General features: G+C 60.4%; 23 protein-coding genes. 21 read left to right on the top strand and 2 right to left on the bottom strand.

Annotated elements, in window-relative coordinates:
- The first annotated feature begins 26 nt into the window (after positions 1-26).
- The 20 genes from mnmA (at position 27) to nuoN (ending at position 23,230) form a co-directional block, all read left to right on the top strand.
- On the top strand, positions 27-1,151 hold the full coding sequence (gene mnmA / locus CAF90_RS28695; RefSeq protein WP_074688946.1) for a tRNA 2-thiouridine(34) synthase MnmA: 1,125 nt from the start codon (positions 27-29) through the stop codon (positions 1,149-1,151).
- Positions 1,148-1,771 carry a high frequency lysogenization protein HflD gene (gene hflD / locus CAF90_RS28690; protein WP_039767411.1) on the top strand — a complete coding sequence of 208 codons (624 nt, stop codon included), beginning with the start codon at positions 1,148-1,150 and terminating at the stop codon, positions 1,769-1,771. Before mnmA ends, hflD begins: the two co-directional genes overlap by 4 nt.
- A 127-nt stretch (positions 1,772-1,898) precedes the next feature.
- Positions 1,899-3,269: an adenylosuccinate lyase gene (gene purB / locus CAF90_RS28685; RefSeq protein WP_039767413.1), complete on the top strand. Its 1,371-nt coding sequence runs from the start codon at positions 1,899-1,901 to the stop codon at positions 3,267-3,269.
- An 86-nt stretch (positions 3,270-3,355) separates the two neighbouring features.
- Positions 3,356-4,531 carry a cupin domain-containing protein gene (locus tag CAF90_RS28680; RefSeq protein WP_085609248.1) on the top strand — a complete coding sequence of 392 codons (1,176 nt, stop codon included), beginning with the start codon at positions 3,356-3,358 and terminating at the stop codon, positions 4,529-4,531.
- On the top strand, positions 4,524-4,949 hold the full coding sequence (locus tag CAF90_RS28675; protein ID WP_007951452.1) for a GNAT family N-acetyltransferase: 426 nt from the start codon (positions 4,524-4,526) through the stop codon (positions 4,947-4,949). Before CAF90_RS28680 ends, CAF90_RS28675 begins: the two co-directional genes overlap by 8 nt.
- Before the next feature lie 243 nt (positions 4,950-5,192).
- The gene (locus CAF90_RS28670) at positions 5,193-5,945 is read left to right on the top strand and encodes a secretin N-terminal domain-containing protein (protein WP_085609247.1); all 753 of its coding nucleotides are present in this window, start codon (positions 5,193-5,195) and stop codon (positions 5,943-5,945) included.
- Positions 5,946-6,421: 476 nt separating this feature from the next.
- A complete protein-coding gene (aceA, locus tag CAF90_RS28665; RefSeq protein WP_011334956.1) occupies positions 6,422-7,747 on the top strand; it encodes an isocitrate lyase in 1,326 nt (441 codons plus the stop codon).
- Positions 7,748-8,294: 547 nt separating this feature from the next.
- Positions 8,295-8,708: an NADH-quinone oxidoreductase subunit A gene (locus CAF90_RS28660; protein ID WP_003223812.1), complete on the top strand. Its 414-nt coding sequence runs from the start codon at positions 8,295-8,297 to the stop codon at positions 8,706-8,708.
- 10 nt (positions 8,709-8,718) lie between these two features.
- A complete protein-coding gene (locus tag CAF90_RS28655; RefSeq protein WP_007951456.1) occupies positions 8,719-9,393 on the top strand; it encodes an NADH-quinone oxidoreductase subunit B family protein in 675 nt (224 codons plus the stop codon).
- A gap of 69 nt (positions 9,394-9,462) precedes the next feature.
- On the top strand, positions 9,463-11,247 hold the full coding sequence (gene nuoC, locus CAF90_RS28650) for an NADH-quinone oxidoreductase subunit C/D (protein ID WP_007951457.1): 1,785 nt from the start codon (positions 9,463-9,465) through the stop codon (positions 11,245-11,247).
- A 2-nt stretch (positions 11,248-11,249) separates the two neighbouring features.
- The gene (gene nuoE / locus CAF90_RS28645; RefSeq protein WP_003223804.1) at positions 11,250-11,747 is read left to right on the top strand and encodes an NADH-quinone oxidoreductase subunit NuoE; all 498 of its coding nucleotides are present in this window, start codon (positions 11,250-11,252) and stop codon (positions 11,745-11,747) included.
- Positions 11,744-13,099 (top strand): NADH-quinone oxidoreductase subunit NuoF, encoded by a 1,356-nt coding sequence (gene nuoF / locus CAF90_RS28640; RefSeq protein ID WP_007951458.1) that lies wholly within the window; start codon positions 11,744-11,746, stop codon positions 13,097-13,099. The genes nuoE and nuoF overlap by 4 nt, the downstream gene beginning before the upstream one ends.
- A gap of 137 nt (positions 13,100-13,236) precedes the next feature.
- Positions 13,237-15,951, top strand: coding sequence for an NADH-quinone oxidoreductase subunit NuoG (gene nuoG / locus CAF90_RS28635; RefSeq protein ID WP_085609246.1), 2,715 nt, complete (start codon positions 13,237-13,239; stop codon positions 15,949-15,951).
- Complete coding sequence (gene nuoH, locus CAF90_RS28630) at positions 15,948-16,955, top strand: NADH-quinone oxidoreductase subunit NuoH (protein ID WP_007951460.1); 1,008 nt, start codon at positions 15,948-15,950, stop codon at positions 16,953-16,955. Before nuoG ends, nuoH begins: the two co-directional genes overlap by 4 nt.
- Before the next feature lie 11 nt (positions 16,956-16,966).
- Positions 16,967-17,515 carry an NADH-quinone oxidoreductase subunit NuoI gene (nuoI, locus tag CAF90_RS28625; protein WP_007951461.1) on the top strand — a complete coding sequence of 183 codons (549 nt, stop codon included), beginning with the start codon at positions 16,967-16,969 and terminating at the stop codon, positions 17,513-17,515.
- 9 nt (positions 17,516-17,524) lie between these two features.
- Positions 17,525-18,025: an NADH-quinone oxidoreductase subunit J gene (nuoJ, locus tag CAF90_RS28620; protein WP_007951462.1), complete on the top strand. Its 501-nt coding sequence runs from the start codon at positions 17,525-17,527 to the stop codon at positions 18,023-18,025.
- A 3-nt stretch (positions 18,026-18,028) separates the two neighbouring features.
- Entirely contained in the window at positions 18,029-18,337 is a 309-nt protein-coding gene (gene nuoK / locus CAF90_RS28615) for an NADH-quinone oxidoreductase subunit NuoK (protein ID WP_003180046.1), read from the top strand.
- The gene (nuoL, locus tag CAF90_RS28610; RefSeq protein WP_007951463.1) at positions 18,334-20,187 is read left to right on the top strand and encodes an NADH-quinone oxidoreductase subunit L; all 1,854 of its coding nucleotides are present in this window, start codon (positions 18,334-18,336) and stop codon (positions 20,185-20,187) included. Before nuoK ends, nuoL begins: the two co-directional genes overlap by 4 nt.
- A 39-nt stretch (positions 20,188-20,226) precedes the next feature.
- Positions 20,227-21,759 carry an NADH-quinone oxidoreductase subunit M gene (gene nuoM, locus CAF90_RS28605; protein WP_007951464.1) on the top strand — a complete coding sequence of 511 codons (1,533 nt, stop codon included), beginning with the start codon at positions 20,227-20,229 and terminating at the stop codon, positions 21,757-21,759.
- Between the two features lie 7 nt (positions 21,760-21,766).
- Positions 21,767-23,230 carry an NADH-quinone oxidoreductase subunit NuoN gene (nuoN, locus tag CAF90_RS28600; protein WP_007951465.1) on the top strand — a complete coding sequence of 488 codons (1,464 nt, stop codon included), beginning with the start codon at positions 21,767-21,769 and terminating at the stop codon, positions 23,228-23,230.
- 58 nt (positions 23,231-23,288) lie between these two features.
- Here the strand turns inward: nuoN and CAF90_RS28595 are convergent, their stop codons facing one another.
- Positions 23,289-23,762 (bottom strand): GNAT family N-acetyltransferase, encoded by a 474-nt coding sequence (locus tag CAF90_RS28595; RefSeq protein ID WP_085609245.1) that lies wholly within the window; start codon positions 23,760-23,762, stop codon positions 23,289-23,291.
- A 363-nt stretch (positions 23,763-24,125) separates the two neighbouring features.
- Between CAF90_RS28595 and CAF90_RS28590 the strand changes: the two genes are divergently transcribed.
- Positions 24,126-25,451, top strand: a complete 1,326-nt coding sequence (locus tag CAF90_RS28590) for an OprD family porin (RefSeq protein ID WP_085609244.1) — start codon at positions 24,126-24,128, stop codon at positions 25,449-25,451.
- A gap of 149 nt (positions 25,452-25,600) precedes the next feature.
- Here CAF90_RS28590 and CAF90_RS28585 read toward each other — a convergent pair whose 3' ends face one another.
- Complete coding sequence (locus CAF90_RS28585; RefSeq protein WP_085609243.1) at positions 25,601-25,933, bottom strand: DUF2790 domain-containing protein; 333 nt, start codon at positions 25,931-25,933, stop codon at positions 25,601-25,603.
- Positions 25,934-26,054 lie beyond the last annotated feature (121 nt).

The raw sequence follows: 26,054 nt of genomic DNA, 5'->3' as shown, positions 1-26,054 counted from the left end.
TTTTTCAAGACACTCATTGAATCCCTATGCGTGATCCAGCCCCTTCTGACACATCCAAGAAGCGCGTCATTGTCGGCATGTCCGGCGGCGTGGACTCTTCCGTTTCCGCTCTCCTGCTGATCGAGCAGGGTTATGAGGTGGAAGGCCTGTTCATGAAGAACTGGGAAGAAGACGACGGAACGGAATACTGCACCGCCATGGACGATCTGGCGGATGCTCAGGCCGTGTGCGACAAGATCGGTATCAAGCTGCACACCGCCAACTTCGCCGCCGAGTACTGGGACAACGTGTTCGAGCACTTCCTGGCCGAATACAAAGCCGGCCGCACGCCGAACCCGGACATCCTGTGCAACCGCGAGATCAAGTTCAAGGCGTTCCTCGACTACGCCATGATGCTCGGCGCCGACCTGATCGCCACCGGCCACTACGTGCGCCGCCGCGACATCGATGGCCGCACCGAACTGCTCAAGGGCCTGGATCCGAACAAGGATCAGAGCTACTTCCTGCACGCCGTCGGCGGCGAACAGATCGCCAAGACCCTGTTCCCGGTCGGCGAGCTGGAAAAACCGGAAGTCCGTGCAATTGCCGAGAAATACGAACTGGCGACCGCCAAGAAGAAGGATTCCACCGGGATCTGCTTCATCGGCGAGCGTCGCTTCAGCGATTTCCTCAAGCAATACCTGCCGGCGCAACCGGGCGAGATCAAGACTACCGAAGGCGAAGTCATCGGCCGCCACCACGGTTTGATGTACCACACCATCGGCCAGCGTCAGGGCCTGGGCATCGGTGGCCTGAAAGACGCCGGCGACGAGCCGTGGTACGTGCTTCGCAAGGATCTGGACACCAACGAGCTGATCGTCGGCCAGGGCAACAACCATCCGTGGCTGTTCTCCAGCGCCCTGCTCGCTTCGGAAATCTATTGGGTCAACCCGATCGACCTGAGCCAGCCGCTGCGCCTGACCGCCAAGGTTCGTTATCGCCAGAGCGATCAGGCCTGCACCCTTGAGAAAACCGAAACAGGCTATCGCGCCGTGTTCGACGAGCCGCAACGCGCGGTCACGCCGGGCCAGTCGGTGGTGTTCTATGACGGTGAAATCTGCCTCGGTGGCGGCGTGATCGAAGTCGCCGAGCCGTGGAGCGGCCAGGCATGAGCCCGACTCAGGAGCAATTGACCGCTCTGGGCGGCGTGTTTCTCGCCGCCGTGCTGGTCGACCGGATCGCCAAGACCGGTCAGACCAACGAGGCCGGCCTGAGCTGCATGCTCGGCAGCCTGCTGGTTCGCGACCCGAAAGACACGCTGGATGTTTACGGCGGCGACGACATCAACCTGCGCGAGGGTTACCGCGCGCTGATCGGCGCCCTCGAGCGCGACCCGAGCACCTTGCAGCGCGAACCGCTGCGCTACGCCCTGTCGATGCTCGGCCTTGAGCGACAACTGGCCAAGCGCAACGACATGCTCGACGTGATCGGCAAGCGCTTGCCGCAGATCCAGTCGCAGGTCGAGCATTTCGGCCCGGCCCACGAAAACGTGATCGCGGCCTGCGGTGCGCTGTATCAGGACACCCTGAGCACGCTGCGCCAACGCATTCAGGTGCATGGCGACATGCGCAACCTGCAGCAACCGAGCAACGCCTCGAAGATCCGTGCCCTGCTGCTCGCCGGCATTCGTTCGGCACGCCTGTGGCGTCAGCTCGGCGGCCATCGCTGGCAGCTGGTCGTGAGCCGACGCAAATTGCTCAAAGAGCTGTATCCGTTGATGCGCAGCGAGTAAATCGCCGCGCAATAAAAGCTTTGTAGTCTGTAACGCGTAATACGCCGGTCAGTTGGCGACGGACCGGCGGATTTTTTCATGTATGATACGCGCCCCATTTCGTTGCCCGACTGTCCGAGAACACCCCATGCAGCTCTCTTCGCTCACTGCGGTTTCCCCTGTTGACGGCCGCTACGCCGGCAAAACCCAGGCCCTGCGCCCAATTTTCAGCGAGTACGGTCTGATCCGTGCCCGCGTTCTGGTTGAAGTGCGCTGGCTCCAGCGCCTGGCCGCTCACGCCGGCATCCCGGAAGTGCCAGCCTTCTCCGCCGAAGCCAACGCCGTTCTGAATGAACTGGCCGAAAACTTCTCGCTGGAGCACGCCGAGCGCGTGAAAGAGATCGAGCGCACCACCAACCACGACGTAAAAGCGATCGAATACCTGCTCAAAGAGCAAGCGGCCAAGCTGCCAGAGCTGGCCAAGGTCAGCGAATTCATCCACTTCGCCTGCACCAGCGAGGACATCAACAACCTGTCCCACGCCCTGATGCTGCGCGAAGGCCGTGACGACGTGATGCTGCCGCTGATGCGCCAGACTGCCAACGCCATCCGCGAACTGGCCATCCGCTTCGCCGACGTGCCGATGCTGTCGCGTACCCACGGTCAGCCGGCTTCGCCGACCACCCTGGGTAAAGAGCTGGCGAACGTGGTTTACCGTCTCGAGCGTCAGATCGCTCAGGTCGCTGCCGTTCCGCTGCTGGGCAAGATCAACGGCGCTGTCGGCAACTACAACGCTCACCTGTCGGCCTACCCGCAGATCGACTGGGAAGCCAACGCCCGCGCCTTCATCGAAGACGAGCTGGGTCTGGGCTTCAACCCGTACACCACGCAGATCGAGCCGCACGACTACATCGCCGAGCTGTTCGACGCCATTGCGCGCTTCAACACCATCCTGATCGACTTTGACCGTGACATCTGGGGCTACATCTCCCTGGGCTACTTCAAGCAGCGCACCATCGCCGGCGAAATCGGTTCGTCGACCATGCCGCACAAGGTCAACCCGATCGACTTCGAAAACTCCGAAGGCAACCTGGGCATCGCCAACGCGCTGTTCCAGCACCTGGCGAGCAAACTGCCGATCTCCCGCTGGCAGCGCGACCTGACCGACTCCACCGTTCTGCGTAACCTCGGTGTCGGCTTCGCCCACAGCGTGATCGCGTACGAAGCGAGCCTCAAAGGCATCAGCAAGCTCGAGCTGAACGCTGACAAGATCGCTGCCGATCTGGACGCTTGCTGGGAAGTCCTGGCCGAGCCGATCCAGACCGTGATGCGCCGCTACAACATCGAAAACCCGTACGAGAAGCTGAAAGAACTGACTCGCGGCAAGGGCATCAGCCCTGAAGCGCTGCAGACTTTCATCGATGGCCTGGACATGCCGGCCGCTGCGAAAGCCGAGCTCAAGCAACTGACCCCGGCCAACTACATCGGCAACGCTGTAGCGCAAGCCAAGCGCATCTGATCGACTGCTTGACCCGTTTGAGACGCCCGGCCGCGCCGGGCGTTTTTATTCCCGTCTGAAAAATGCTTTTTTTCAATAGGTTACATATGAATCCCGATATTCCTCTTCAACTTCTGGGTGGTCTTACGGCGCGCGAATTCATGCGCGATTACTGGCAGAAAAAACCACTGCTGATCCGTCAGGCGATTCCTGATTTCGAAAGCCCGATCGACGCCGACGAACTCGCCGGCCTGGCCCTGGAAGAGGAAGTTGAATCGCGCCTGGTGATCGAGCACGGCGAGCGTCCATGGGAACTGCGTCGCGGCCCGTTCGCCGAAGACGAATTCAGCAAACTGCCGGAGCGCGAGTGGACCCTGCTGGTGCAGGCGGTCGATCAGTTCGTGCCGGAAGTCAGCGAGCTGCTGGAAAACTTCCGCTTCCTGCCGAGCTGGCGCGTCGACGACGTGATGATCAGCTTCGCCGCCCCGGGTGGCAGCGTCGGCCCGCACTTCGACAACTACGACGTGTTCCTGCTGCAAGGCCACGGCAAGCGCAACTGGAAAATCGGCCAGATGTGCGACTCCGAAAGCCCGCTGCTGCAACACGCGGACCTGCGCATCCTCGCCGAATTCAACGAGACCGAAGAGTGGGTCCTGGAACCGGGCGACATGCTCTACCTGCCGCCGCGTCTGGCCCACTGCGGCGTTGCCGTCGATGACTGCATGACCTACTCGGTCGGCTTCCGCGCACCAAGCGCCGCTGAAGTGCTGACCCACTTCACCGACTTCCTCAGCCAGTTCCTGACTGACGAAGAGCGCTACACCGACGCCGACGCCAAGCCGGTCAGCGATGATCCACATCAGATCCAGCACGATGCACTCGGCCGCCTGAAAGCCCTGCTCGCCGAGCACATGAGCGACGAACGCCTGCTGCTGACCTGGTTCGGCCAGTACATGACCGAGCCGCGTTATCCAGAGCTGGTGGTCGGCCCGGAAGAAGTCGAGGAAGAAGACCTTCTTGGAGCACTCGAAGACGGCGCCATCCTGATCCGCAACCCGAGCGCGCGCCTGGCGTGGTCGGACGTCGATGATGATCTGCTGCTGTTCGCCAGCGGCCAGAGCCGTTACCTGCCGGGCAAGCTGCGCGAACTGCTGAAGCTGATCTGCTCTGCCGACGCCCTGCACACCGACAACCTCGGTGACTGGCTGAGCGACGAAGACGGTCGCGGCCTGCTGTGCGAACTGGTCAAACAGGGAAGCCTGGGGTTCGCCGACGATGAATAAGATTCGCGTACGTGTTGCAGACTGGCAAAAGGACAACGCCGAGATCCGCCGCATTCGCGAAACGGTGTTCATTGCCGAACAATCGGTTCCACCCGAGCTTGAGTGGGACGCCGATGACGCCACGGCGGTGCATTTCCTGGCTTTCGAAGGCGACTTCCCGATCGGCACCGCCCGTCTCTTGCCTGATGGACATGTCGGCCGGGTTTCGGTGCTGAAGGACTGGCGCGGGCTGAAGGTCGGCGATGCGCTGATGCAAGCGGTGATTGCCGAAGCGGAAGCTCGCGGCCTGAAGCAGCAGATGCTCAGCGCCCAGGTGCAGGCCACGGCGTTCTATGAGCGCCTGGGTTTCAACCTGGTCAGCGAGGAATTCCTGGAAGCAGGGATTCCGCATGTCGACATGGTTCGTCATTCTGCTTAATACCGAGGCGCTCCTTTCGCGAGCAAGCTCGCTCCCACAGGAGACCTCCAGCGAACACAAATTTTGTGCTCGACAGAGATCCAATGTGGGAGCGGGCTTGCTCGCGAAGAGGCCCTTCAGAACACCACAAAACGCCCTGCCATTTTCGGATGCCGGGGCGTTTTGCTGTCTACGATTCAACTTGCCCCACCCCGGGCCGACAAACTGGCAATATCAAGCCTTTCGAAAGCGGAGATAACGGACATGTCCCTACGCACCCTGCTCACCACCCTGCTGCTCGGCTGCAGTTTTTCGGTGATGGCAGCCACAGAAATCGTGCCCCTCAAGTACCACACCAGCGCCGACATGCTGCCGGTGGCTCAGGACTTCCTTGGCAAGGACGGCCAGGTCAGCGCTTATGGCAACCAACTGATCGTCAAGGCCGAACCCGGCAAGATCGAAGAACTCAAGGACCTGCTCTCGCAGCTCGACACCGCGCCCAAGCGCCTGCTGATCACGGTCGACACCAACGAAAACAACGGCCGTGGCGATGAAGGTTATTCGGTCAACGGCGCTCAAACCCGGATCATCAGCCGCAGCACTGCCAGCCGTGACGGCGGCATTCAGCAGATCCAGGCCAGCGAAGGCGCACCGGCGCTGATCCAGGTTGGCCAGAGCGTGCCGATCACCAGCAGCCAGACCAACTCCTACGGCGATTACAGCAGCCAGACTCAATATCGCAACGTCACACAGGGCTTTTACGTCACCGCCAGCGTCACCGGCGAAACCGTTCACCTGGCCATCAGTACCAACCGTGACCGCATGAGCCAGGAACGTCCCGATGTAGTGAACGTGCAAAGCACCGACACAACCGTCACCGGACGCCTGGGCGAATGGATCACCCTCGCCGGCGTGAACCGCCAGACCCAGGCCGACAAACAGGGCCTGGCCCGCAGCTACTCGACTCAAGGCCGGGATGACATGACGTTGCGGGTGAAAGTCGACACGTTGGACTAAAGCACCAAAAACTGACTGATTAGTCGTATTAGACGAAAGATGTAGTGCTTGAAAAAAAGCACTACAAAACGTTTGACGAGCCAAAAAAGCGAAGGCATGATGGCCTCGCTCCCGCTAATCAGAGGCCCTGGCAAGGGCCTTCGAAGCGATGCTCGCAACCATCCCCGCGAGCCGTTTCGTGTCTGTACCGCCCACAAGGTGTGTTTGACGAGGTTGCCGACTGGAACGAAGTTGTCCCGAGGGACGGAAGCGTAATTAGGTAACCCGGCTTTACACTGTAGTTCGTATAAAGGCCCACGACGCCCGAATGCGCCCGCCAGTTCGCCTTTACCTGCTCACTTCCCCTCGAGCCCATCGTTCATCCCGTCGCCTGCCCCGCCGAACCCGACCTGACCACCTAAGCTTCTGGTCAGCGAGCGCAAGGAATTTTCCACCGCAGAACAACTTTTCATAAAGACGCGACGAGGTTTATCTCCATGGCACTGACACGCGAACAGCAAATTGCAGCCCTTGAAAAAGACTGGGCTGAAAACCCGCGCTGGAAAGGCGTGACTCGCAATTACTCCGCTGCTGACGTCGTCCGTCTGCGTGGCTCGGTTCAACCAGAGCACACCTTTGCAAAAATGGGCGCCGAAAAACTGTGGAACCTGGTCACCCAGGGTGCCAAGCCGTCCTTCCGCCCAGAGAAAGATTTCGTCAACTGCATGGGCGCCCTGACCGGCGGCCAGGCTGTACAACAGGTCAAAGCCGGTATCCAGGCAATCTACCTGTCGGGCTGGCAAGTCGCTGCGGACAACAACTCCGCCGAATCGATGTACCCGGACCAGTCGCTGTACCCGGTGGACTCGGTTCCAACCGTGGTCAAGCGCATCAACAACTCGTTCCGTCGTGCCGACCAGATCCAGTGGAAAGCCGGCAAGAACCCGGGCGACGAAGGCTACATCGACTACTTCGCGCCAATCGTGGCTGACGCCGAAGCCGGTTTCGGCGGCGTACTGAACGCCTACGAGCTGATGAAGAGCATGATCGAAGCAGGCGCCGCCGGCGTTCACTTCGAAGACCAGCTGGCTTCCGTGAAGAAATGCGGCCACATGGGCGGCAAGGTTCTGGTTCCAACCCAGGAAGCCGTGCAGAAGCTGACCGCTGCTCGTCTGGCTGCCGACGTTGCCGGTGTACCGACCATCATTCTGGCCCGTACTGACGCCAACGCTGCCGACCTGCTGACTTCCGACTGCGACCCGTACGACCAGCCGTTCGTGACTGGCACCCGCACCCAGGAAGGTTTCTACAAGGTTCGTGCCGGTCTGGACCAGGCAATCGCCCGCGGCCTGGCCTACGCGCCGTACGCCGACCTGATCTGGTGCGAAACCGCCAAGCCGGACCTGGACGAAGCCCGTCGTTTCGCCGAAGCGATCAAAAAGGAATACCCGGACCAGATCCTGTCGTACAACTGCTCGCCTTCCTTCAACTGGAAGAAAAACCTGGACGACGCGACCATCGCCAAGTTCCAGCGCGAACTGTCCGCCATGGGTTACAAGCACCAGTTCATCACCCTGGCCGGCATTCACAACATGTGGCACAGCATGTTCAACCTGGCGCACGACTACGCCCGCAACGACATGACTGCCTACGTGAAGCTGCAAGAGCAGGAATTCGCTGACGCCGCCAAGGGTTACACCTTCGTGGCTCACCAGCAGGAAGTGGGCACCGGCTACTTCGATGACATGACCACCGTGATTCAGGGCGGCACGTCCTCGGTGACCGCGCTGACCGGTTCGACCGAAGAAGAACAGTTCCACTGATCGACTTCGCCTGAGCGAACGGCCTTTGCGGACCGTATAGAAAGCTAACCGCATTGCCGAAAAACTGACGCCCCGACTGGTTCGGGGCGTTTTTTTTGCCTGCGGTTTTCCGGGCGCCTCAGGAATTGGCACAACCTGTCAGGCAAAACATTGATCCAGAGCGGTATCCGCATCGCAAAAATCGGCTAAAACGGGCGCCGCCGCTACTTGCAGTAACGCGCATATAAGACAACTTCCCAACTACTGACCCGTTAAACAGTTACCAAACCACTCCAAACGATATCAATTATCATTTAGCGGCAACTATGTTCGTTACATTTCCTACAAAACATAATTCGTGAAATCCCGGCTAATGCCCGCTACGCATGGGCTGCGGGCCCTTCGAGGTGCGCTATGTCCTTATTCCAATAAATAATTTCGCTATAGGAATTTTACTTGCAGGGTGTTTAGCCATAAAATCAGCGCGATTGATTGCTGCGACATATCGTCACTGCCTTATTTCTTTATCAAGCTCAGAGACCTTTGCTCTCTGTTAAGGATTTCCAGCATGCCCGAAGCGACAGGACTCATGGCCCACAACTGGGGCTTTGCCATTTTCCTTCTGGGTGTAGTCGGCCTGTGTGCCTTCATGCTCGGCGTCTCCAGCCTCCTCGGGTCAAAAGCCTGGGGCCGCAGCAAAAACGAACCGTTCGAGTCCGGCATGCTACCTACCGGTGGCGCCCGCTTGCGGCTCTCAGCCAAATTCTATCTGGTCGCGATGCTGTTCGTGATCTTCGATATCGAAGCCCTCTTTCTCTTTGCATGGTCTGTGTCCGTCCGCGAAAGCGGCTGGACCGGATTCGTCGAAGCTCTCGTTTTCATAGCAATTCTGTTGGCAGGTCTTGTCTACCTGTTCCGAGTGGGCGCCCTTGACTGGGCTCCGGAAGCTCGTCGCAAGCGGCAGGCGAAGCTGAAACAATGAGGCTTTGGCAATGCAATACAATCTCACCAGAATCGACCCCGATGCTCCTAACGAGCAGTATCCGATCGGCCAGCGGGAAACCGTTTCCGATCCGTTAGAAGATCAAGTCCACAAAAACATTTTCATGGGCAAGCTGGAAGACGTGCTGAGTGGCGCGGTCAACTGGGGACGTAAGAACTCCCTGTGGCCGTACAACTTCGGTCTGTCGTGCTGCTACGTGGAAATGACCACCGCCTTCACGGCGCCCCACGACATCGCGCGCTTCGGCGCCGAAGTTATCCGGGCATCACCGCGTCAGGCCGACTTCATGGTTATCGCCGGGACCTGCTTCATCAAGATGGCGCCGATCATTCAGCGCCTGTACGAGCAGATGCTCGAGCCCAAGTGGGTGATCTCGATGGGTTCGTGCGCCAACTCCGGCGGCATGTACGACATCTACTCCGTGGTTCAGGGGGTGGACAAGTTCCTGCCCGTTGACGTCTACGTACCTGGCTGCCCGCCCCGTCCAGAAGCATTTCTGCAAGGCTTGATGCTGTTGCAGGAATCCATTGGCCAGGAGCGTCGCCCACTTTCCTGGGTCGTTGGCGATCAAGGCGTTTATCGCGCCGACATGCCTTCGCAGAAGGAACAGCGCCGCGAACAGCGAATCGCAGTCACCAACCTGCGCAGCCCTGACGAAGTCTGATCCAGTCTGTTTCAAAGAAACGAGAAGCTGGCTTCATTCTTTACGTTGACCGAAAGCGAAAAAATAACCATGACTACAGGCAGTGCTCTGTACATCCCGCCTTATAAGGCAGACGACCAGGATGTGGTCGTCGAACTGAACAACCGTTTTGGCGCCGAAGCGTTCACCGCTCAGCCGACCCGCACCGGCATGCCGGTGCTGTGGGTGGCGCGCGCCAAGCTCGTCGAAGTCCTGACCTTCCTGCGCAACCTGCCCAAGCCGTACGTCATGCTCTATGACCTGCACGGCGTGGACGAGCGTCTGCGCACCAAGCGTCAAGGGCTGCCGAGCGGTGCCGATTTCACCGTGTTCTATCACCTCATGTCGCTGGAACGTAATAGTGACGTGATGATCAAGGTCGCCTTGTCCGAGAGCGACCTCAGCTTGCCGACCGTCACCAGCATCTGGCCGAACGCCAACTGGTACGAGCGTGAAGTCTGGGACATGTACGGCATCGACTTCAAAGGTCACCCGCACCTGTCGCGCATCATGATGCCGCCGACCTGGGAAGGTCACCCGCTGCGCAAGGACTTCCCGGCGCGCGCCACCGAATTCGATCCGTTCAGCCTGAACCTGGCCAAGCAACAGCTTGAGGAAGAAGCCGCGCGCTTCCGTCCTGAAGACTGGGGCATGAAGCGTTCCGGGGCGAACGAGGACTACATGTTCCTCAACCTGGGTCCGAACCACCCTTCGGCTCACGGTGCGTTCCGCATCATCCTGCAACTGGACGGTGAAGAGATCGTCGACTGCGTTCCGGACATCGGTTACCACCACCGTGGCGCCGAGAAGATGGCCGAGCGTCAGTCCTGGCACAGCTTCATTCCGTACACCGACCGTATCGACTACCTCGGCGGCGTGATGAACAACCTGCCGTACGTGCTCTCGGTCGAGAAGCTGGCCGGCATCAAGGTGCCAGAGAAGGTCGACGTCATCCGCATCATGATGGCCGAGTTCTTCCGTATCACCAGCCACCTGCTGTTCCTGGGTACCTACATCCAGGACGTCGGCGCCATGACCCCGGTGTTCTTCACCTTCACCGACCGCCAGAAGGCCTACACGGTGATCGAAGCCATCACCGGTTTCCGTCTGCACCCGGCCTGGTACCGCATCGGTGGCGTCGCCCACGACCTGCCACGCGGCTGGGAAAAACTGGTGAAGGACTTCGTTGAATGGCTGCCAAAGCGCCTCGACGAATACACCAAGGCTGCCCTGCAGAACAGCATCCTCAAGGGTCGTACCATCGGCGTTGCCCAGTACAACACCAAAGAGGCCCTGGAATGGGGCGTCACCGGTGCCGGCCTGCGTTCCACCGGTTGCGACTTCGACCTGCGTAAAGCGCGTCCGTACTCCGGCTACGAGAACTTCGAGTTCGAAGTACCGCTGGCTGCCAACGGCGATGCCTACGACCGCTGCATGGTTCGCGTCGAAGAGATGCGCCAGAGCGTCAAGATCATCGACCAGTGCCTGCGCAACATGCCGGAAGGCCCGTACAAGGCGGATCACCCGCTGACCACGCCGCCGCCGAAAGAGCGCACGCTGCAGCACATCGAAACCTTGATCACGCACTTCCTGCAGGTTTCGTGGGGCCCGGTCATGCCGGCCAACGAATCCTTCCAGATGATCGAAGCGACCAAGGGCATCAACAGTTATTACCTGACGAGCGACGGCGGCACCATGAGCTACCGTACCCGGATCCGTACTCCGAGCTTCCCGCATCTGCAACAGATCCCTTCGGTGATCAAAGGCAGCATGGTCGCGGACCTGATTGCGTACCTGGGTAGTATCGATTTCGTTATGGCCGACGTGGACCGCTAAGCATGAACAGCACGCTTATCCAGACAGACCGTTTCACCCTGAGTGAAACCGAGCGCTCGGCCATCGAGCACGAGCTGCATCACTACGAAGACCCGCGCGCGGCGTCGATCGAAGCCCTGAAGATCGTTCAGAAGGAACGCGGCTGGGTGCCGGACGGCGCTCTGTACGCCATCGGCGAGATCCTCGGCATCCCGGCCAGCGATGTTGAAGGCGTGGCCACGTTCTACAGCCAGATCTTCCGTCAGCCGGTCGGCCGTCACATCATTCGCGTCTGCGACAGCATGGTCTGCTACATCGGCGGCCACGAGTCGGTGGTCAGCGAGATCCAGAACAACCTGGGTATCGGCCTGGGCCAGACCACCGCCGACGGTCGTTTCACCCTGCTGCCGGTCTGCTGCCTCGGCAACTGCGACAAGGCACCGGCGCTGATGATCGATGACGACACCTTTGGCGATGTCCAGCCTGCCGGCGTCGCCAAACTGCTCGAGGGCTACGTATGACCCTGACTTCTTTCGGCCCGGCCAACCGCATCCAGCGTTCGGCCGAGACTCACCCGCTGACCTGGCGCCTGCGTGACGACGGCGAAGCCGTGTGGCTCGACGAGTACCAGGCCAAGAACGGTTACGCCGCTGCGCGCAAGGCCTTCGCCGACATGGATCAGGACGCCATCGTCCAGACCGTGAAAGACGCCGGCCTCAAGGGTCGCGGCGGTGCAGGCTTCCCCACTGGCGTGAAGTGGGGCCTGATGCCAAAGGACGAATCCATCAACATCCGCTACCTGCTGTGCAACGCGGATGAAATGGAGCCGAACACCTGGAAAGACCGCATGCTGATGGAGCAACTGCCCCATCTGCTGATCGAAGGCATGCTGATCAGTGCCCGCGCGCTGAAAACCTACCGTGGCTACATCTTCCTGCGGGGCGAGTACACCACCGCCGCCAAGCACCTGAACCGTGCCGTGGAAGAAGCCAAGGCAGCGGGCCTGCTGGGCAAGAACATTCTGGGCAGCGGCTTCGATTTCGAGTTGTTCGTCCACACCGGCGCCGGGCGTTACATCTGCGGTGAAGAAACCGCACTGATCAACTCCCTCGAAGGTCGCCGCGCCAACCCGCGCTCCAAGCCACCCTTCCCTGCCGCCGTTGGCGTGTGGGGCAAGCCGACCTGCGTGAACAACGTTGAAACCCTGTGCAACGTGCCGGCGATCATCGCCGACGGCGTGGACTGGTACAAATCGTTGGCCCGCGACGGCAGCGAAGACATGGGCACCAAGCTCATGGGCTTCTCCGGCAAGGTCAAGAACCCTGGCCTGTGGGAACTGCCATTCGGCGTGACCGGTCGCGAGCTGTTCGAAGACTACGCCGGCGGCATGCGCGACGGCTTCAAGCTGAAAGCCTGGCAGCCAGGCGGCGCCGGTACCGGTTTCCTGTTGCCTGAACACCTCGACGCACAAATGTACGCCGGCGGCATCGCCAAGGTTGGCACCCGTATGGGTACCGGCCTGGCCATGGCGGTGGACGACAGCGTCAACATGGTGTCCCTGCTGCGCAACATGGAGCAGTTCTTCGCTCGCGAATCCTGTGGTTTCTGCACCCCTTGCCGTGATGGTTTGCCATGGAGCGTCAAGCTGCTGATGGCGATCGAACAAGGTCGCGGCCAGCCAGGCGACATCGAGACCCTGCTGGGTCTGGTCAACTTCCTCGGCCCGGGCAAGACCTTCTGTGCTCACGCACCGGGTGCCGTGGAGCCGTTGGGCAGTGCCATCAAATACTTCCGTCCAGAGTTCGAAGCCGGTATCGCGCCTGCAAGCGCCGCCGTCCCGCCTCTGGCGAAGCCGATCGTAGTCGGCGCGTAAACGCTTAAAAAAGGCGAAGGGTCCGTGCCCTTCGCCTTTCGTCCGATGACGCCTTTCGGGGCTGACTGGATTCGGACGGATAACAAGATTCCATTAGCCACGCCCGCTGACACCGGGCCAACGAAGACCTTTGAACCATGGCCACTATCCACGTAGACGGCAAAGCGCTCGAAGTCGACGGGGCAGACAACCTGTTACAGGCATGTCTGTCGCTGGGCCTCGACATCCCTTATTTCTGCTGGCACCCCGCGCTTGGTAGCGTCGGGGCCTGCCGCCAGTGCGCGGTCAAGCAGTACACCGACGAGAACGACACCCGTGGTCGCATCGTCATGTCCTGCATGACCCCTGCCACCGACAACACCTGGATCTCCATCGACGATGAAGAATCCAAGGCGTTCCGCGCCAGTGTCGTCGAATGGCTGATGACCAACCACCCGCACGACTGCCCTGTGTGCGAGGAAGGCGGTCACTGCCACCTGCAAGACATGACCGTGATGACCGGCCACAACGAGCGCCGTTATCGCTTCACCAAACGCACCCACCAGAACCAGCAACTGGGCCCGTTCATTTCCCACGAAATGAACCGCTGCATCGCCTGCTACCGCTGCGTGCGTTTCTACAAGGACTACGCCGGCGGCACCGACCTCGGTGTATTCGGCGCCCACGACAACGTTTACTTCGGTCGCGTTGAAGACGGCACCCTCGAAAGCGAGTTCTCCGGCAACCTCACCGAGGTCTGCCCGACCGGTGTGTTCACCGACAAGACTCACTCCGAGCGCTACAACCGCAAGTGGGACATGCAGTTCTCGCCGAGCATCTGCCATGGCTGCTCGAGCGGTTGCAACATCTCCCCGGGCGAGCGTTACGGCGAACTGCGTCGCATCGAAAACCGTTACAACGGTTCGGTGAACCAGTACTTCCTGTGCGACCGTGGCCGTTTTGGTTATGGCTACGTCAACCGCACCGACCGTCCACGTCAGCCACTGCTGGCCGACGGCACCAAGCTGAGCCTGGACGACGCGCTGGATAAAGCCGCCGACCTGCTGCGCGGTCGCAACATCGTCGGTATCGGTTCGCCGCGTGCCAGCCTGGAAAGCAACTACGCGTTGCGTGAACTGGTAGGCGCCGAGCACTTCTACTCCGGTATCGAAGCCTCCGAGCTGGAACGCATCCGTCTGGTCCTGCAAGTGCTGAAAGACAGCCCGCTGCCAGTGCCGAACATGCGCGACATCGAAGACCACGACGCCGTGTTCGTCCTCGGTGAAGACCTGACCCAGACCGCCGCGCGTATGGCCCTGGCCCTGCGTCAGTCGGTAAAAGGCAAGGCCGAAGACATGGCCGAAGCCATGCGCGTTCAGCCTTGGCTCGACGCTGCGGTGAAGAACATCGGTCAGCACGAGCTGAACCCGCTGTTCATCGCCAGTCTGGCTGAAACCAAGCTCGACGACATCGCCGAAGAGTGTGTACACGCCGCTCCAGACGATCTGGCCCGCATCGGTTTCGCCGTAGCTCACGCCCTGGACGCCAGCGCACCGGCCGTTGAAGGTCTGGACGCCGAAGCCCTGGAACTGGCCAAGCGCATCGCCGACGCCCTGCTCGCCGCCAAGCGCCCGCTGATCATCGCCGGTACTTCGCTGGGCTCCAAAGCCTTGATCGAAGCCGCTGCAAACATCGCCAAGGCCCTGAAGCTGCGCGAGAAGAACGGTTCGATCAGCCTGATCGTGCCGGAAGCCAACAGCCTCGGCCTGGCCATGCTCGGTGGCGAATCGGTTGATGCCGCGCTGCAAGCGGTCATCGACGGCAAAGCCGACGCCATCGTCGTGCTGGAAAACGATCTGTACACCCGTACCGCCAAGGCCAAGGTCGATGCGGCACTGAACGCTGCGAAAGTAGTGATCGTTGCCGACCATCAGAAGACCGCCACCAGCGATCGCGCGCATCTGGTTCTGCCAGCCGCCAGCTTCGCTGAAGGCGACGGTACGCTGGTCAGCCAGGAAGGTCGCGCCCAGCGTTTCTTCCAGGTTTTCGACCCGCAATACATGGACGCGAGCATTCTGGTCCACGAAGGCTGGCGCTGGCTGCACGCCCTGCGCGCCACCCTGCTGAACCAGCCGATCGACTGGACGCAACTCGACCACGTGACCGCTGCCGTTGCTTCGAGCACCACGCAACTGGCCCGTATCGTCGACGCCGCACCGTCCGCCTCGTTCCGCATCAAGGGTCTGAAACTGGCCCGTGAGCCGCTGCGTTATTCCGGTCGCACCGCGATGCGCGCCGACATCAGCGTTCACGAACCACGTACCCCGCAAGACAAGGACACCGCGTTCGCCTTCTCGATGGAAGGTTACTCGGGCTCCGCCGAACCGCGTCAGCAAGTGCCGTTCGCCTGGTCGCCGGGCTGGAACTCGCCGCAAGCCTGGAACAAGTTCCAGGACGAAGTCGGTGGTCATCTGCGCGCTGGCGATCCGGGCACCCGCCTGATCGAAAGCACCGGTGATTCGCTGAACTGGTTCGCCAGTGTTCCGCGCGCGTTCAACCCGGCCCAGGGCACCTGGCAAGCCGTGCCGTTCTATCACCTGTTCGGCAGCGACGAGAACTCGTCGAAAGCCGCTCCGGTCCAGGAACGCATCACGGCCGCCTACGTTGCACTGGCCAAGTCCGAAGCGGATCGCCTGGGCGTCAACGACGGCGCACTGCTGAGCCTCAATGTTGCCGGCCAGACCCTGCGTCTTCCGCTGCGCATCAATGAAGAGCTGGGCGCTGGCCTGGTTGCACTGCCGGCCGGTCTGGCAGGCATTCCGCCGGCGATTTTCGGCCAAACCGTTGATGGTCTGCAGGAGGCAGCGCAATGACCTGGTTCACCCCTGAAGTGATCGATGTGATCCTGACGGTCATCAAGGCCATCGTGATCCTGCTGGCCGTGGTGGTCGCAGGCGCGTTGCTCAGCTTTGTCGAGCGTCGCCTGCTGGGCTGGTGGCAGGACCGTTACGGTCCGAACCGCGTTGGTCCGTTCGGCATGTTCCAGATTGCAGCCGACATGCTGAAGATGTTCTTCAAGGAAGACTGGACCCCGCCGTTTGCCGACAAGGTGATCTTCACCCTGGCGCCGGTGGTGGCCATGTCTGCCCTGCTGATCGCGTTCGCGATCATCCCGATCACCCCGACCTGGGGCGTGGCGGATCTGAACATCGGCCTGCTGTTCTTCTTCGCCATGGCTGGTTTGTCGGTCTACGCGGTGCTGTTCGCCGGCTGGTCGAGTAACAACAAGTTCGCCCTTCTCGGCAGCTTGCGTGCCTCGGCGCAGACCGTGTCCTACGAAGTGTTCATGGGCCTGGCCCTGATGGGCATCGTGGTGCAGGTCGGCTCGTTCAACATGCGCGACATCGTCGAGTACCAGGCGCAGAACCTGTGGTTCATCATTCCGCAGTTCTTTGGCTTCTGTACCTTCTTCATCGCTGGCGTGGCCGTGACTCACCGTCACCCGTTCGACCAGCCGGAAGCGGAACAGGAACTGGCCGACGGTTACCACATTGAATACGCCGGTATGAAATGGGGCATGTTCTTCGTCGGTGAATACATCGGCATCATCCTGATCTCGGCGCTGCTGGTCACCCTGTTCTTCGGTGGCTGGCACGGTCCGTTCGGCATCCTGCCGCAACTGTCCTTCGTCTGGTTCGCACTGAAGACCGCGTTCTTCATCATGCTGTTCATCCTGCTGCGCGCTTCCATCCCGCGTCCGCGTTATGACCAGGTGATGGATTTCAGCTGGAAATTCTGCCTGCCACTGACCCTGATCAATTTGCTGGTGACCGCTGCAATCGTGTTGTGGAACACGCCTGCGGTTGCGGTTCAGTGAGGATTTGACCCATGTTCAAATATATTGGCGACATCGTTAAGGGTACCGGTACCCAGTTGCGCAGCCTGGTCATGGTCTTCGGCCATGGCTTTCGCAAGCGCGACACCCTGCAATACCCGGAAGAGCCGGTCTACCTGCCACCACGCTACCGTGGCCGCATCGTCCTGACCCGCGACCCCGACGGCGAAGAACGCTGCGTAGCCTGCAACCTGTGCGCCGTGGCCTGCCCGGTGGGTTGCATCTCGCTGCAGAAAGCTGAAACCGAAGACGGTCGCTGGTACCCGGACTTCTTCCGTATCAACTTCTCGCGCTGCATTTTCTGCGGTCTCTGCGAGGAAGCCTGCCCGACCACCGCGATCCAGCTGACCCCGGATTTCGAGATGGCCGAGTTCAAACGTCAGGACCTGGTGTACGAGAAAGAAGATCTTTTGATCTCCGGCCCCGGCAAAAACCCTGATTACAACTTCTATCGTGTTGCTGGTATGGCCGTTGCGGGCAAGCCGAAAGGCGCCGCACAAAACGAAGCCGAGCCGATCAACGTGAAGAGCTTGCTGCCTTAAGGAAGAACGATGGAATTCGCTTTCTATTTCGCATCGGGTATCGCTGTTGTGTCCACATTGCGTGTGGTCACCAACACCAATCCTGTGCACGCCCTGCTCTACCTGATCATTTCGTTGATCGCCGTGGCCATGACCTTCTTCGCACTCGGCGCTCCGTTCGCCGGCGTGCTGGAAGTGATCGCCTACGCCGGCGCCATCATGGTGCTGTTCGTGTTCGTGGTGATGATGCTGAACCTGGGCCCGGCCTCGGTTCAGCAGGAACGCACCTGGCTCAAGCCCGGGATCTGGGCGGGGCCGGTGATTCTCGCCGCCCTGCTGCTGGCCGAACTGCTGTATGTGCTGTTCGCTCACCAGAGCGGTCAGGCCATCGGCCACACCACCGTCGATGCAAAAGCCGTGGGCATCAGCCTATTCGGTCCGTATCTGCTGGTGGTCGAACTCGCCTCGATGCTGCTGCTCGCTGCAGCCGTCACGGCGTTCCATTTGGGCCGTAACGAGGCGAAGGAGTAAGACATGCCTGCTATCCCTCTCGAACATGGATTGGCCGTCGCCGGCATCCTGTTCTGCCTTGGTCTGGTCGGCCTGATGGTCCGCCGCAACATTTTGTTCGTGTTGATGAGTCTGGAAGTGATGATGAACGCCTCTGCACTGGCTTTCATCGTTGCGGGCGCCCGCTGGGCGCAACCGGATGGACAGATCATGTTCATCCTGGTGATCAGCCTTGCAGCCGCCGAAGCCAGTATTGGCCTGGCGATCCTGCTGCAACTGTATCGCCGCTTCCACACGCTCGATATCGACGCTGCCAGTGAGATGCGCGGATGAACCTACTCTTTCTGACTTTCGTATTCCCTCTGATCGGGTTCCTGTTGCTGTCGTTCTCGCGCGGCCGCTTCTCGGAAAACCTGTCGGCGCTGATCGGTGTCGGCTCCATCGGCCTGTCTGCCATCGTCGCGGCCTACGTGATCTGGCAATTCAACGTCGCGCCACCGGAAGGTGGCGTCTACACCCAGGTGCTGTGGCGCTGGATGTCGGTGGAAGGTTTCCAGCCTAACTTCGCGCTGTACCTGGATGGTCTGTCCGTGACCATGCTCGGCGTGGTCGTCGGTGTCGGCTTCCTGATCCACCTGTTTGCATCGTGGTACATGCGTGGCGAAGACGGTTACTCGCGCTTCTTCTCGTACACCAACCTGTTCATCGCCAGCATGCTGTTCCTGATCCTGGGCGATAACCTGCTGTTCATCTACTTCGGTTGGGAAGGCGTGGGCCTGTGCTCGTATCTGTTGATCGGTTTCTACTACAGCAACCGCAACAACGGTAACGCCGCACTGAAAGCCTTCATCGTCACCCGTATCGGCGACGTGTTCATGGCGATCGGCCTGTTCATCCTGTTCCAGCAACTGGGCACGCTGAACGTCCAGGAACTGCTGGTGAAAGCGCCTGAGCACTTCAAGGTCGGCGATTTCTGGATCGTGCTGGCGACCCTGATGCTGCTGGGTGGTGCGGTCGGTAAATCGGCTCAACTGCCGCTGCAAACCTGGCTTGCGGATGCGATGGCCGGCCCTACCCCGGTTTCGGCACTGATCCACGCCGCAACCATGGTGACTGCCGGTGTCTACCTGATCGCCCGTACCCACGGTCTGTTCGCCCTGGCGCCGGACATCCTGCACCTGGTCGGCATCGTTGGTGGTGTGACCCTGGTACTGGCCGGTTTTGCCGCACTGGTACAAACCGACATCAAACGTATCCTCGCCTACTCGACCATGAGCCAGATCGGCTACATGTTCCTGGCGCTGGGCGTTGGCGCCTGGGAAGGCGCGATCTTCCACCTGATGACCCACGCCTTCTTCAAGGCCCTGTTGTTCCTTGCTTCCGGTGCGGTGATCGTTGCCTGCCACCACGAGCAGAACATCTTCAAGATGGGCGGCCTGTGGAAGAAACTGCCGCTGGCCTACGCCAGCTTCATCGTCGGTGGTGCCGCTCTGGCCGCCCTGCCGCTGGTGACCGCAGGTTTCTACTCCAAGGACGAAATCCTCTGGGAAGCGTTCGCCAGCGGCAACCACGGTCTGCTTTACGCAGGTCTGGTCGGCGCATTCATGACGTCGCTGTACACCTTCCGCCTGATCTTCATCGCGTTCCATGGTGAAGCCAAGACCGAAGCTCACGCCGGTCACGGCATCGCTCACTGGCTGCCGCTGTCGGTGCTGATCGTGCTGTCGACCTTCGTCGGCGCCATGATCGTTCCACCGCTGCACGGCGTACTGCCCGAGAGCGTTGGCCATGCCGGTGGCGAAGCCAAGCACAGTCTGGAAATCGCCTCGGGCGCCATCGCCCTGGCCGGTATCCTGCTGGCGGCCCTGCTGTTCCTCGGCAAGCGTCGCTTCGTGACCGCGATCGCCAACAGCGGCATCGGCCGTCTCCTTTCGGCCTGGTGGTTCGCTGCCTGGGGCTTCGACTGGATCTACGACAAACTGTTCGTGAAGCCGTACCTTGCGATCAGCCACATGCTGCGCAAAGACCCGCTCGACCAGACCATCGGTCTGATCCCGCGCATGGCCAAGGGTGGTCACACCGCCCTGAGCCGTACCGAAACCGGTCAACTGCGTTGGTACGCTGCTTCGATGGCTGCTGGTGCCGTGTTGGTCATCGGCGCTGTCGTGCTGGTAGCGGTCTGATATGAACCTTGCGAATTTGCGAAAGGAAACGAGCCCGTCATGATTCTGCCTTGGCTAATCCTGATCCCCTTCATCGGCGGCCTGCTGTGCTGGATGGGTGAGCGCTTCGGCGCTACCCTCCCCCGCTGGATTGCGCTGTTGACCATGACCCTGGAACTCGCCCTCGGCCTCTGGCTGTGGGCCCACGGTGACTATTCATTTGCTCCGGCGCCTGGCGCCGATCCGACCTGGGCGCTTGAGTTCAAGCACGTCTGGATCCAGCGCTTCGGCATCAACGTGCACCTGGCCCTCGACGGCCTGTCGCTGCTGATGATCCTGCTGACCGGTCTGCTGGGTATCCTGTCGGTACTCTGCTCGTGGAAAGAGATTCAACGTCACGTTGGCTTCTTCCACCTGAACCTGATGTGGATCCTGGGCGGCGTTGTCGGCGTGTTCCTCGCCCTCGACCTGTTCATGTTCTTCTTCTTCTGGGAAATGATGCTGGTGCCGATGTACTTCCTCATCGCGCTCTGGGGTCACAGTTCTTCGGACGGCAAGAAAACCCGGATCTACGCAGCGACCAAGTTCTTCATCTTCACTCAGGCTTCCGGCCTGATCATGCTGGTGGCGATTCTCGGTCTGGTCCTGGTCAACTACAACAGCACCGGCGTGATCACCTTCAACTACGCCGATCTGTTGAAGACCAAGATGTCGATGACCACCGAGTACATCCTGATGCTCGGCTTCTTCATCGCCTTCGCGGTCAAGCTGCCAGTGGTTCCGTTCCACTCCTGGCTGCCTGACGCTCACGCCCAGGCACCGACTGCAGGTTCCGTCGACCTCGCCGGTATCTTGCTGAAAACCGCGGCCTACGGTCTGCTGCGTTTCGCCCTGCCGCTGTTCCCGAACGCCTCGGCCGAGTTCGCGCCGATCGCCATGACCCTCGGTCTGATCGGGATCTTCTACGGTGCGTTCCTCGCTTTCGCGCAAACCGACATCAAGCGTCTGATCGCCTTCTCGTCCGTTTCCCACATGGGCTTCGTACTGATCGGCATCTACTCCGGCAGCCAACTGGCGCTGCAAGGCGCTGTGATCCAGATGCTGGCGCACGGTCTGTCGGCGGCGGCACTGTTTATCCTCAGCGGTCAGCTGTACGAGCGTCTGCATACTCGTGACATGCGTGAGATGGGCGGTCTGTGGTCGCGTATCGCTTACCTGCCGGCGATCAGCCTGTTCTTCGCAGCCGCCTCTCTGGGTCTGCCGGGCACCGGTAACTTCGTCGGCGAGTTCCTGATCCTGATCGGTACGTTCGCCAGTGCTCCATGGATCACCGCGATTGCCACCTCCGGTCTGGTGTTCGGTTCGGTCTACTCGCTGATCATGATCCACCGCGCTTACTTCGGTCCGTCCAAATCGGATTCGATCCTGCACGGCATGGACGGTCGCGAACTGATCATGGTGCTGGGCCTTGCGGTACTGCTGATTTACCTCGGCGTCTACCCGCAACCGTTCCTCGACACTTCTGCCGCCACGATGCATGGCGTGCAGCAGTGGCTCGGCACCGCCTTCACTCAACTCGCTTCGGCCCGGTAAGAGCGCTATGGAATTCACGATTCAACACTTTATTGCGCTTGCGCCACTGTTGATCACCAGCCTCACCATTATCGTGGTGATGCTGGCAATCGCCTGGCGCCGCAACCACTCGCAGACCTTCCTGATTTCGGTGGCAGGTCTGAACCTGGCCTTGCTGTCGATCCTGCCGGCACTGAAAGTCGCGCCTCTGGCCGTGACCCCATTGCTGCAGATCGACACCTTTGCCTGCCTGTACATGGCGCTGATCCTGGTCGCCACCCTCGCTTGCGTCACCCTCGCCCACGCCTACCTCGGCGATGGCGGTTCGGGTTACCCGGGCAACCGTGAAGAACTGTATCTGCTGATCCTGATGGCCGCCGCCGGTGGCCTGGTTCTGGTCAGCGCGCAGCACCTGGCCGGCTTGTTCATCGGTCTGGAACTGCTGTCGGTGCCGGTCTACGGTCTGGTGGCCTACGCCTTCTTCAACAAGCGTTCGCTGGAAGCCGGCATCAAGTACATGGTGCTGTCGGCCGCCGGTTCCGCGTTCCTGCTGTTCGGTATGGCGCTGCTGTACGCCGACTCGGGTTCGCTGAGCTTCGTCGGCATCGGTCAGGCCCTGGCCGCGACCGGCCTGCCAAGCTCGCTGGCGCAACTGGGCCTGGGCATGATGCTGATCGGTCTGGCGTTCAAGCTGTCGCTGGTACCGTTCCACCTGTGGACGCCGGACGTGTACGAAGGTGCTCCGGCACCGGTGGCCGCGTTCCTCGCCACCGCGTCGAAAGTGGCTGTGTTCGCGGTCATGGTTCGTCTGTTCCAGATCTCCCCTGCTGCAAGCAGTGGCGTTCTGAGCAACGTGCTGACCATCATCGCCATCGCCTCGATCCTGTTCGGTAACCTGCTGGCCCTGACCCAGAGCAACCTCAAGCGTCTGCTCGGTTACTCGTCCATCGCGCACTTCGGCTACCTGCTGATCGCGCTGGTGGCGAGCAAGGGGCTGGCGGTGGAAGCCATCGGCGTGTACCTGGTCACCTACGTGATCACCAGCCTCGGCGCGTTCGGCGTGATCACTCTGATGTCCTCGCCGTACAACGGCCGTGACGCAGACGCGCTGTACGAATACCGCGGCCTGTTCTGGCGCCGTCCGTACCTGACCGCTGTACTGACCGTGATGATGCTGTCCCTGGCCGGTATCCCGCTGACTGCTGGCTTCATCGGCAAGTTCTACATCATCGCCACCGGTGTCGAGTCGCACCAATGGTGGCTGGTCGGCTCGCTGGTACTGGGCAGCGCCATCGGCGTCTTCTACTACCTGCGCGTGATGGTCACCCTGTACCTGATCGAACCAAACCTGCGCCGCCACGACGCCCAACTGCACTGGGAACAGAAAGCAGGCGGCGTGATGCTGCTGGCGATCGCCCTGGTGGCGTTCTTCCTCGGCGTCTACCCACAACCGCTGCTGACCCTGGTTCAGCAATCGGGCCTGGCGGGCTGATCGCTCAGCGATAGTTGGCTATAAACAGAAACGGCACCTTCGGGTGCCGTTTTTGCGTCTAGACCGTCTTGAGTTTCTTCACCATCGGCACGCAGGCCAGTTGCAGACCTGAAGGCGATTGATAGATCGCACTCCCCTCCCCGACGTAACCGCAGCGCCGATAAAAATCAGCGGCATTCAACGTCGCATCCAGACAAACCTCTGCCAGCCCCAGATCCTTTGCCAGCGCTTCCAGAAAGTGCAGCACACGTTTACCCAGCCCGCGCTGCATGAAATCCGGATGGATGAAGATTGCGCCGATTTCGCGGTGCTCCAGATCGAGCATGCCGGTTGCCACGGGCTCCCCCTCAACGCAACCCAGATAGAAATGCTTTTGCATGAGCGTGTCATAACCGTCTGCTGCCGAGCCTTTTGTCCAGTCGAGCATTTGCTGCTCGCTGTAGGCACCGATGCATTGATGCCGGATCGCCAGTCGCCGAATCTCGAACGCTATCCCGGCATCGTCCGGTTCGGCTCTTTTCATTTCGAACATTTCTCTCTCCTTGAGCCATGTGCGGACGGGCAATGAAAAAGCCCCGTCCATTTCTGGCGGGGCTTTGGGTAACAACACGTCATTTGCCAGACATGCACGACCTTATGGCCCGCCGGAAGCGGTCATAGAGGAGCACATCATGGTCATTCGGTGTTGGGCAGTCATGGCTGGATAGTGCTGCGGATTGTTCCGACGCGTCAATCGCAGGCCACCTAACGAAATTGTAATTCCCCAATCACCTCCGCGTTATCTGCAGCCTGCAACGATGTCACCCGGCGACCATGCCGGCGGGCCCCTTGCCCGTCGAACAATAAAACCCACGCCGAAGCTCGTTCCCGTTCTGCCGAACCCTAGGAGTGATTGATGGTTAACAACACAAAAATGTCGATGGCCGCTCTGGCAGTGGTTGTCGGCGCCGGGCCGTCCACGGTGTTTGCAGAAGAAAAACCCGAAGGGTTTATCGAAGGCAGCAGCCTGACGGTGCTCAACCGTAACCTCTATTTCAACCGTGACCACCGCAACGGTCAGTCCAGTCCCACGGGCAATGGTTATTCCGAAGCCTGGGCCCACGGCATCATCGGCAAGTTCGAATCCGGCTTCACCCAGAGCACCGTCGGGGTCGGGGTGGATGCCTTTGCGATGATCGGCCTGAAGCTCGACACCGGCGACGGTCGCAACGGCGGCCGCAGTTCGTTCGATGTGTTGCCGGTCAACAGCGACGGTGAAGCGCGGGACGAGTACACCAAGGTCGGTGGCGCCGCCAAAGTGCGCGCTTTCGATACGGTGGTGAAAGTCGGTGATGTGTTCCCGGCCAACCCGGTGGTCGCGGCAGGCGATTCGCGATTGCTGCCGGAAAGCTTTCGCGGTGTGACGGCGACCAACACCAGCATCGAAGGTCTATCGATCCAGGGCGGCCGGCTGCATGCGATGAGCCAACCGGTGTCCAGCGACCTGCGTGAAAACTTCGCAACCTTCTATGCCGGCCCGGTCAATTCGCCGTGGATCGCTTACGGCGGCGGCGATTACGCGCTGAACAAAAACCTCAGTTTCAGCCTGTACTCCAGTCGCCTGAAAGATGCCTGGAACCAGTACTACGCCGGCACCGCCTGGACGTATCCGCTGTCGGATGACCTGTCGCTGTTCGGCGGCCTGAACTACTACAAGGCGATCGACGAAGGCAAACAATTGCTCGGCGAGTTCGACAACAACATCTGGAGCGGCCGCGTCGGGGTGAAACTCGGCGCGCACTCGGTCGCCATCTCCCACCAGCGCAACAACGGCAATGACGACTTCGATTACCTGCGCCAGTCCGACTCGATCTTCCTCGATAACTCCATCCAGTACAGCGACTTCAACTCGCCGAAGGAGCGTTCGTGGATGGTGCGCTATGACCTCGACATGACCACCTACGGCGTGCCGGGTCTGTCGTTCATGACCCGTTACGCACGCGGCACCGACGCCGATTACTCCAACGCCAACGCCGTGTACATGCGCCGCGATGCCGAGGGCAATCCGCTGACCGACCAGAAGCGCTGGGAACGTGATATCGAAGTCAAATACGTGGTGCAGAGCGGTTCGATGAAAGACCTGTCGCTGCGTCTGCGCCAGGCCACGACCCGCGCCACCGCATTCGAGTCAGACCTGGATGAAGTGCGGGTGATCGTCGAATACCCGCTGGCGATTCTCTGAGTTTCACGAGCAATGCCCATTCACCTTTAGAAGCTCCTTGCTCCTTTGGTAAGAGGTGAATCTTTGGCGCCCTTCGGGGCGCCTTTTTTATGGATGAAAAAAAGCCCGACTCACTGAACATGAACCGGGCGTTTCAGCGGGAATTAGCGTCAGCCACCCTGCTGACGACAATTCCCCATCACGTTGTAAGTGACCGTATTGAGCTGCCCCTTCGAGTCCTCGTAAGTCATCGCAGCCGGCACAACAGCGCATTCATTCTTTGGCCGGACAACGCTCACCACCTTCTTCACATCCAGCTTCATTCCGTATTCGTATTCCTTGAACACCGGTGCTGCTTTGCCCTGACTGGCCGCGTACTGCTCCATGGCTTTGGTGTTGGCACTGAGCGCCCGGTCGAACGTTCTGTCGCCACCGCCTTCGGCCAACGCATTCAAGGAGATCGCCATGACAGCGGTAAACGCCAACAGCTTTAGAGTTTTCATATTCGCTTCCTTCAAATCACGATGTCTAGTCCTGAAATAGGTTTACACCTGTTTCACCCTAACGCCCGATGCACCGCATCGGGCGTTTTGTATTTTAAGGACAGGTGCGGGCGCTCCTGGT

This window comes from Pseudomonas sp. B37(2017) (genome assembly GCF_002112885.1).
GTDB lineage: Bacteria > Pseudomonadota > Gammaproteobacteria > Pseudomonadales > Pseudomonadaceae > Aquipseudomonas > Aquipseudomonas paraglycinae.
The sequence above is the reverse complement of the archived record's forward strand: the minus strand, read 5'-3'. Positions and strand labels throughout refer to the sequence as shown.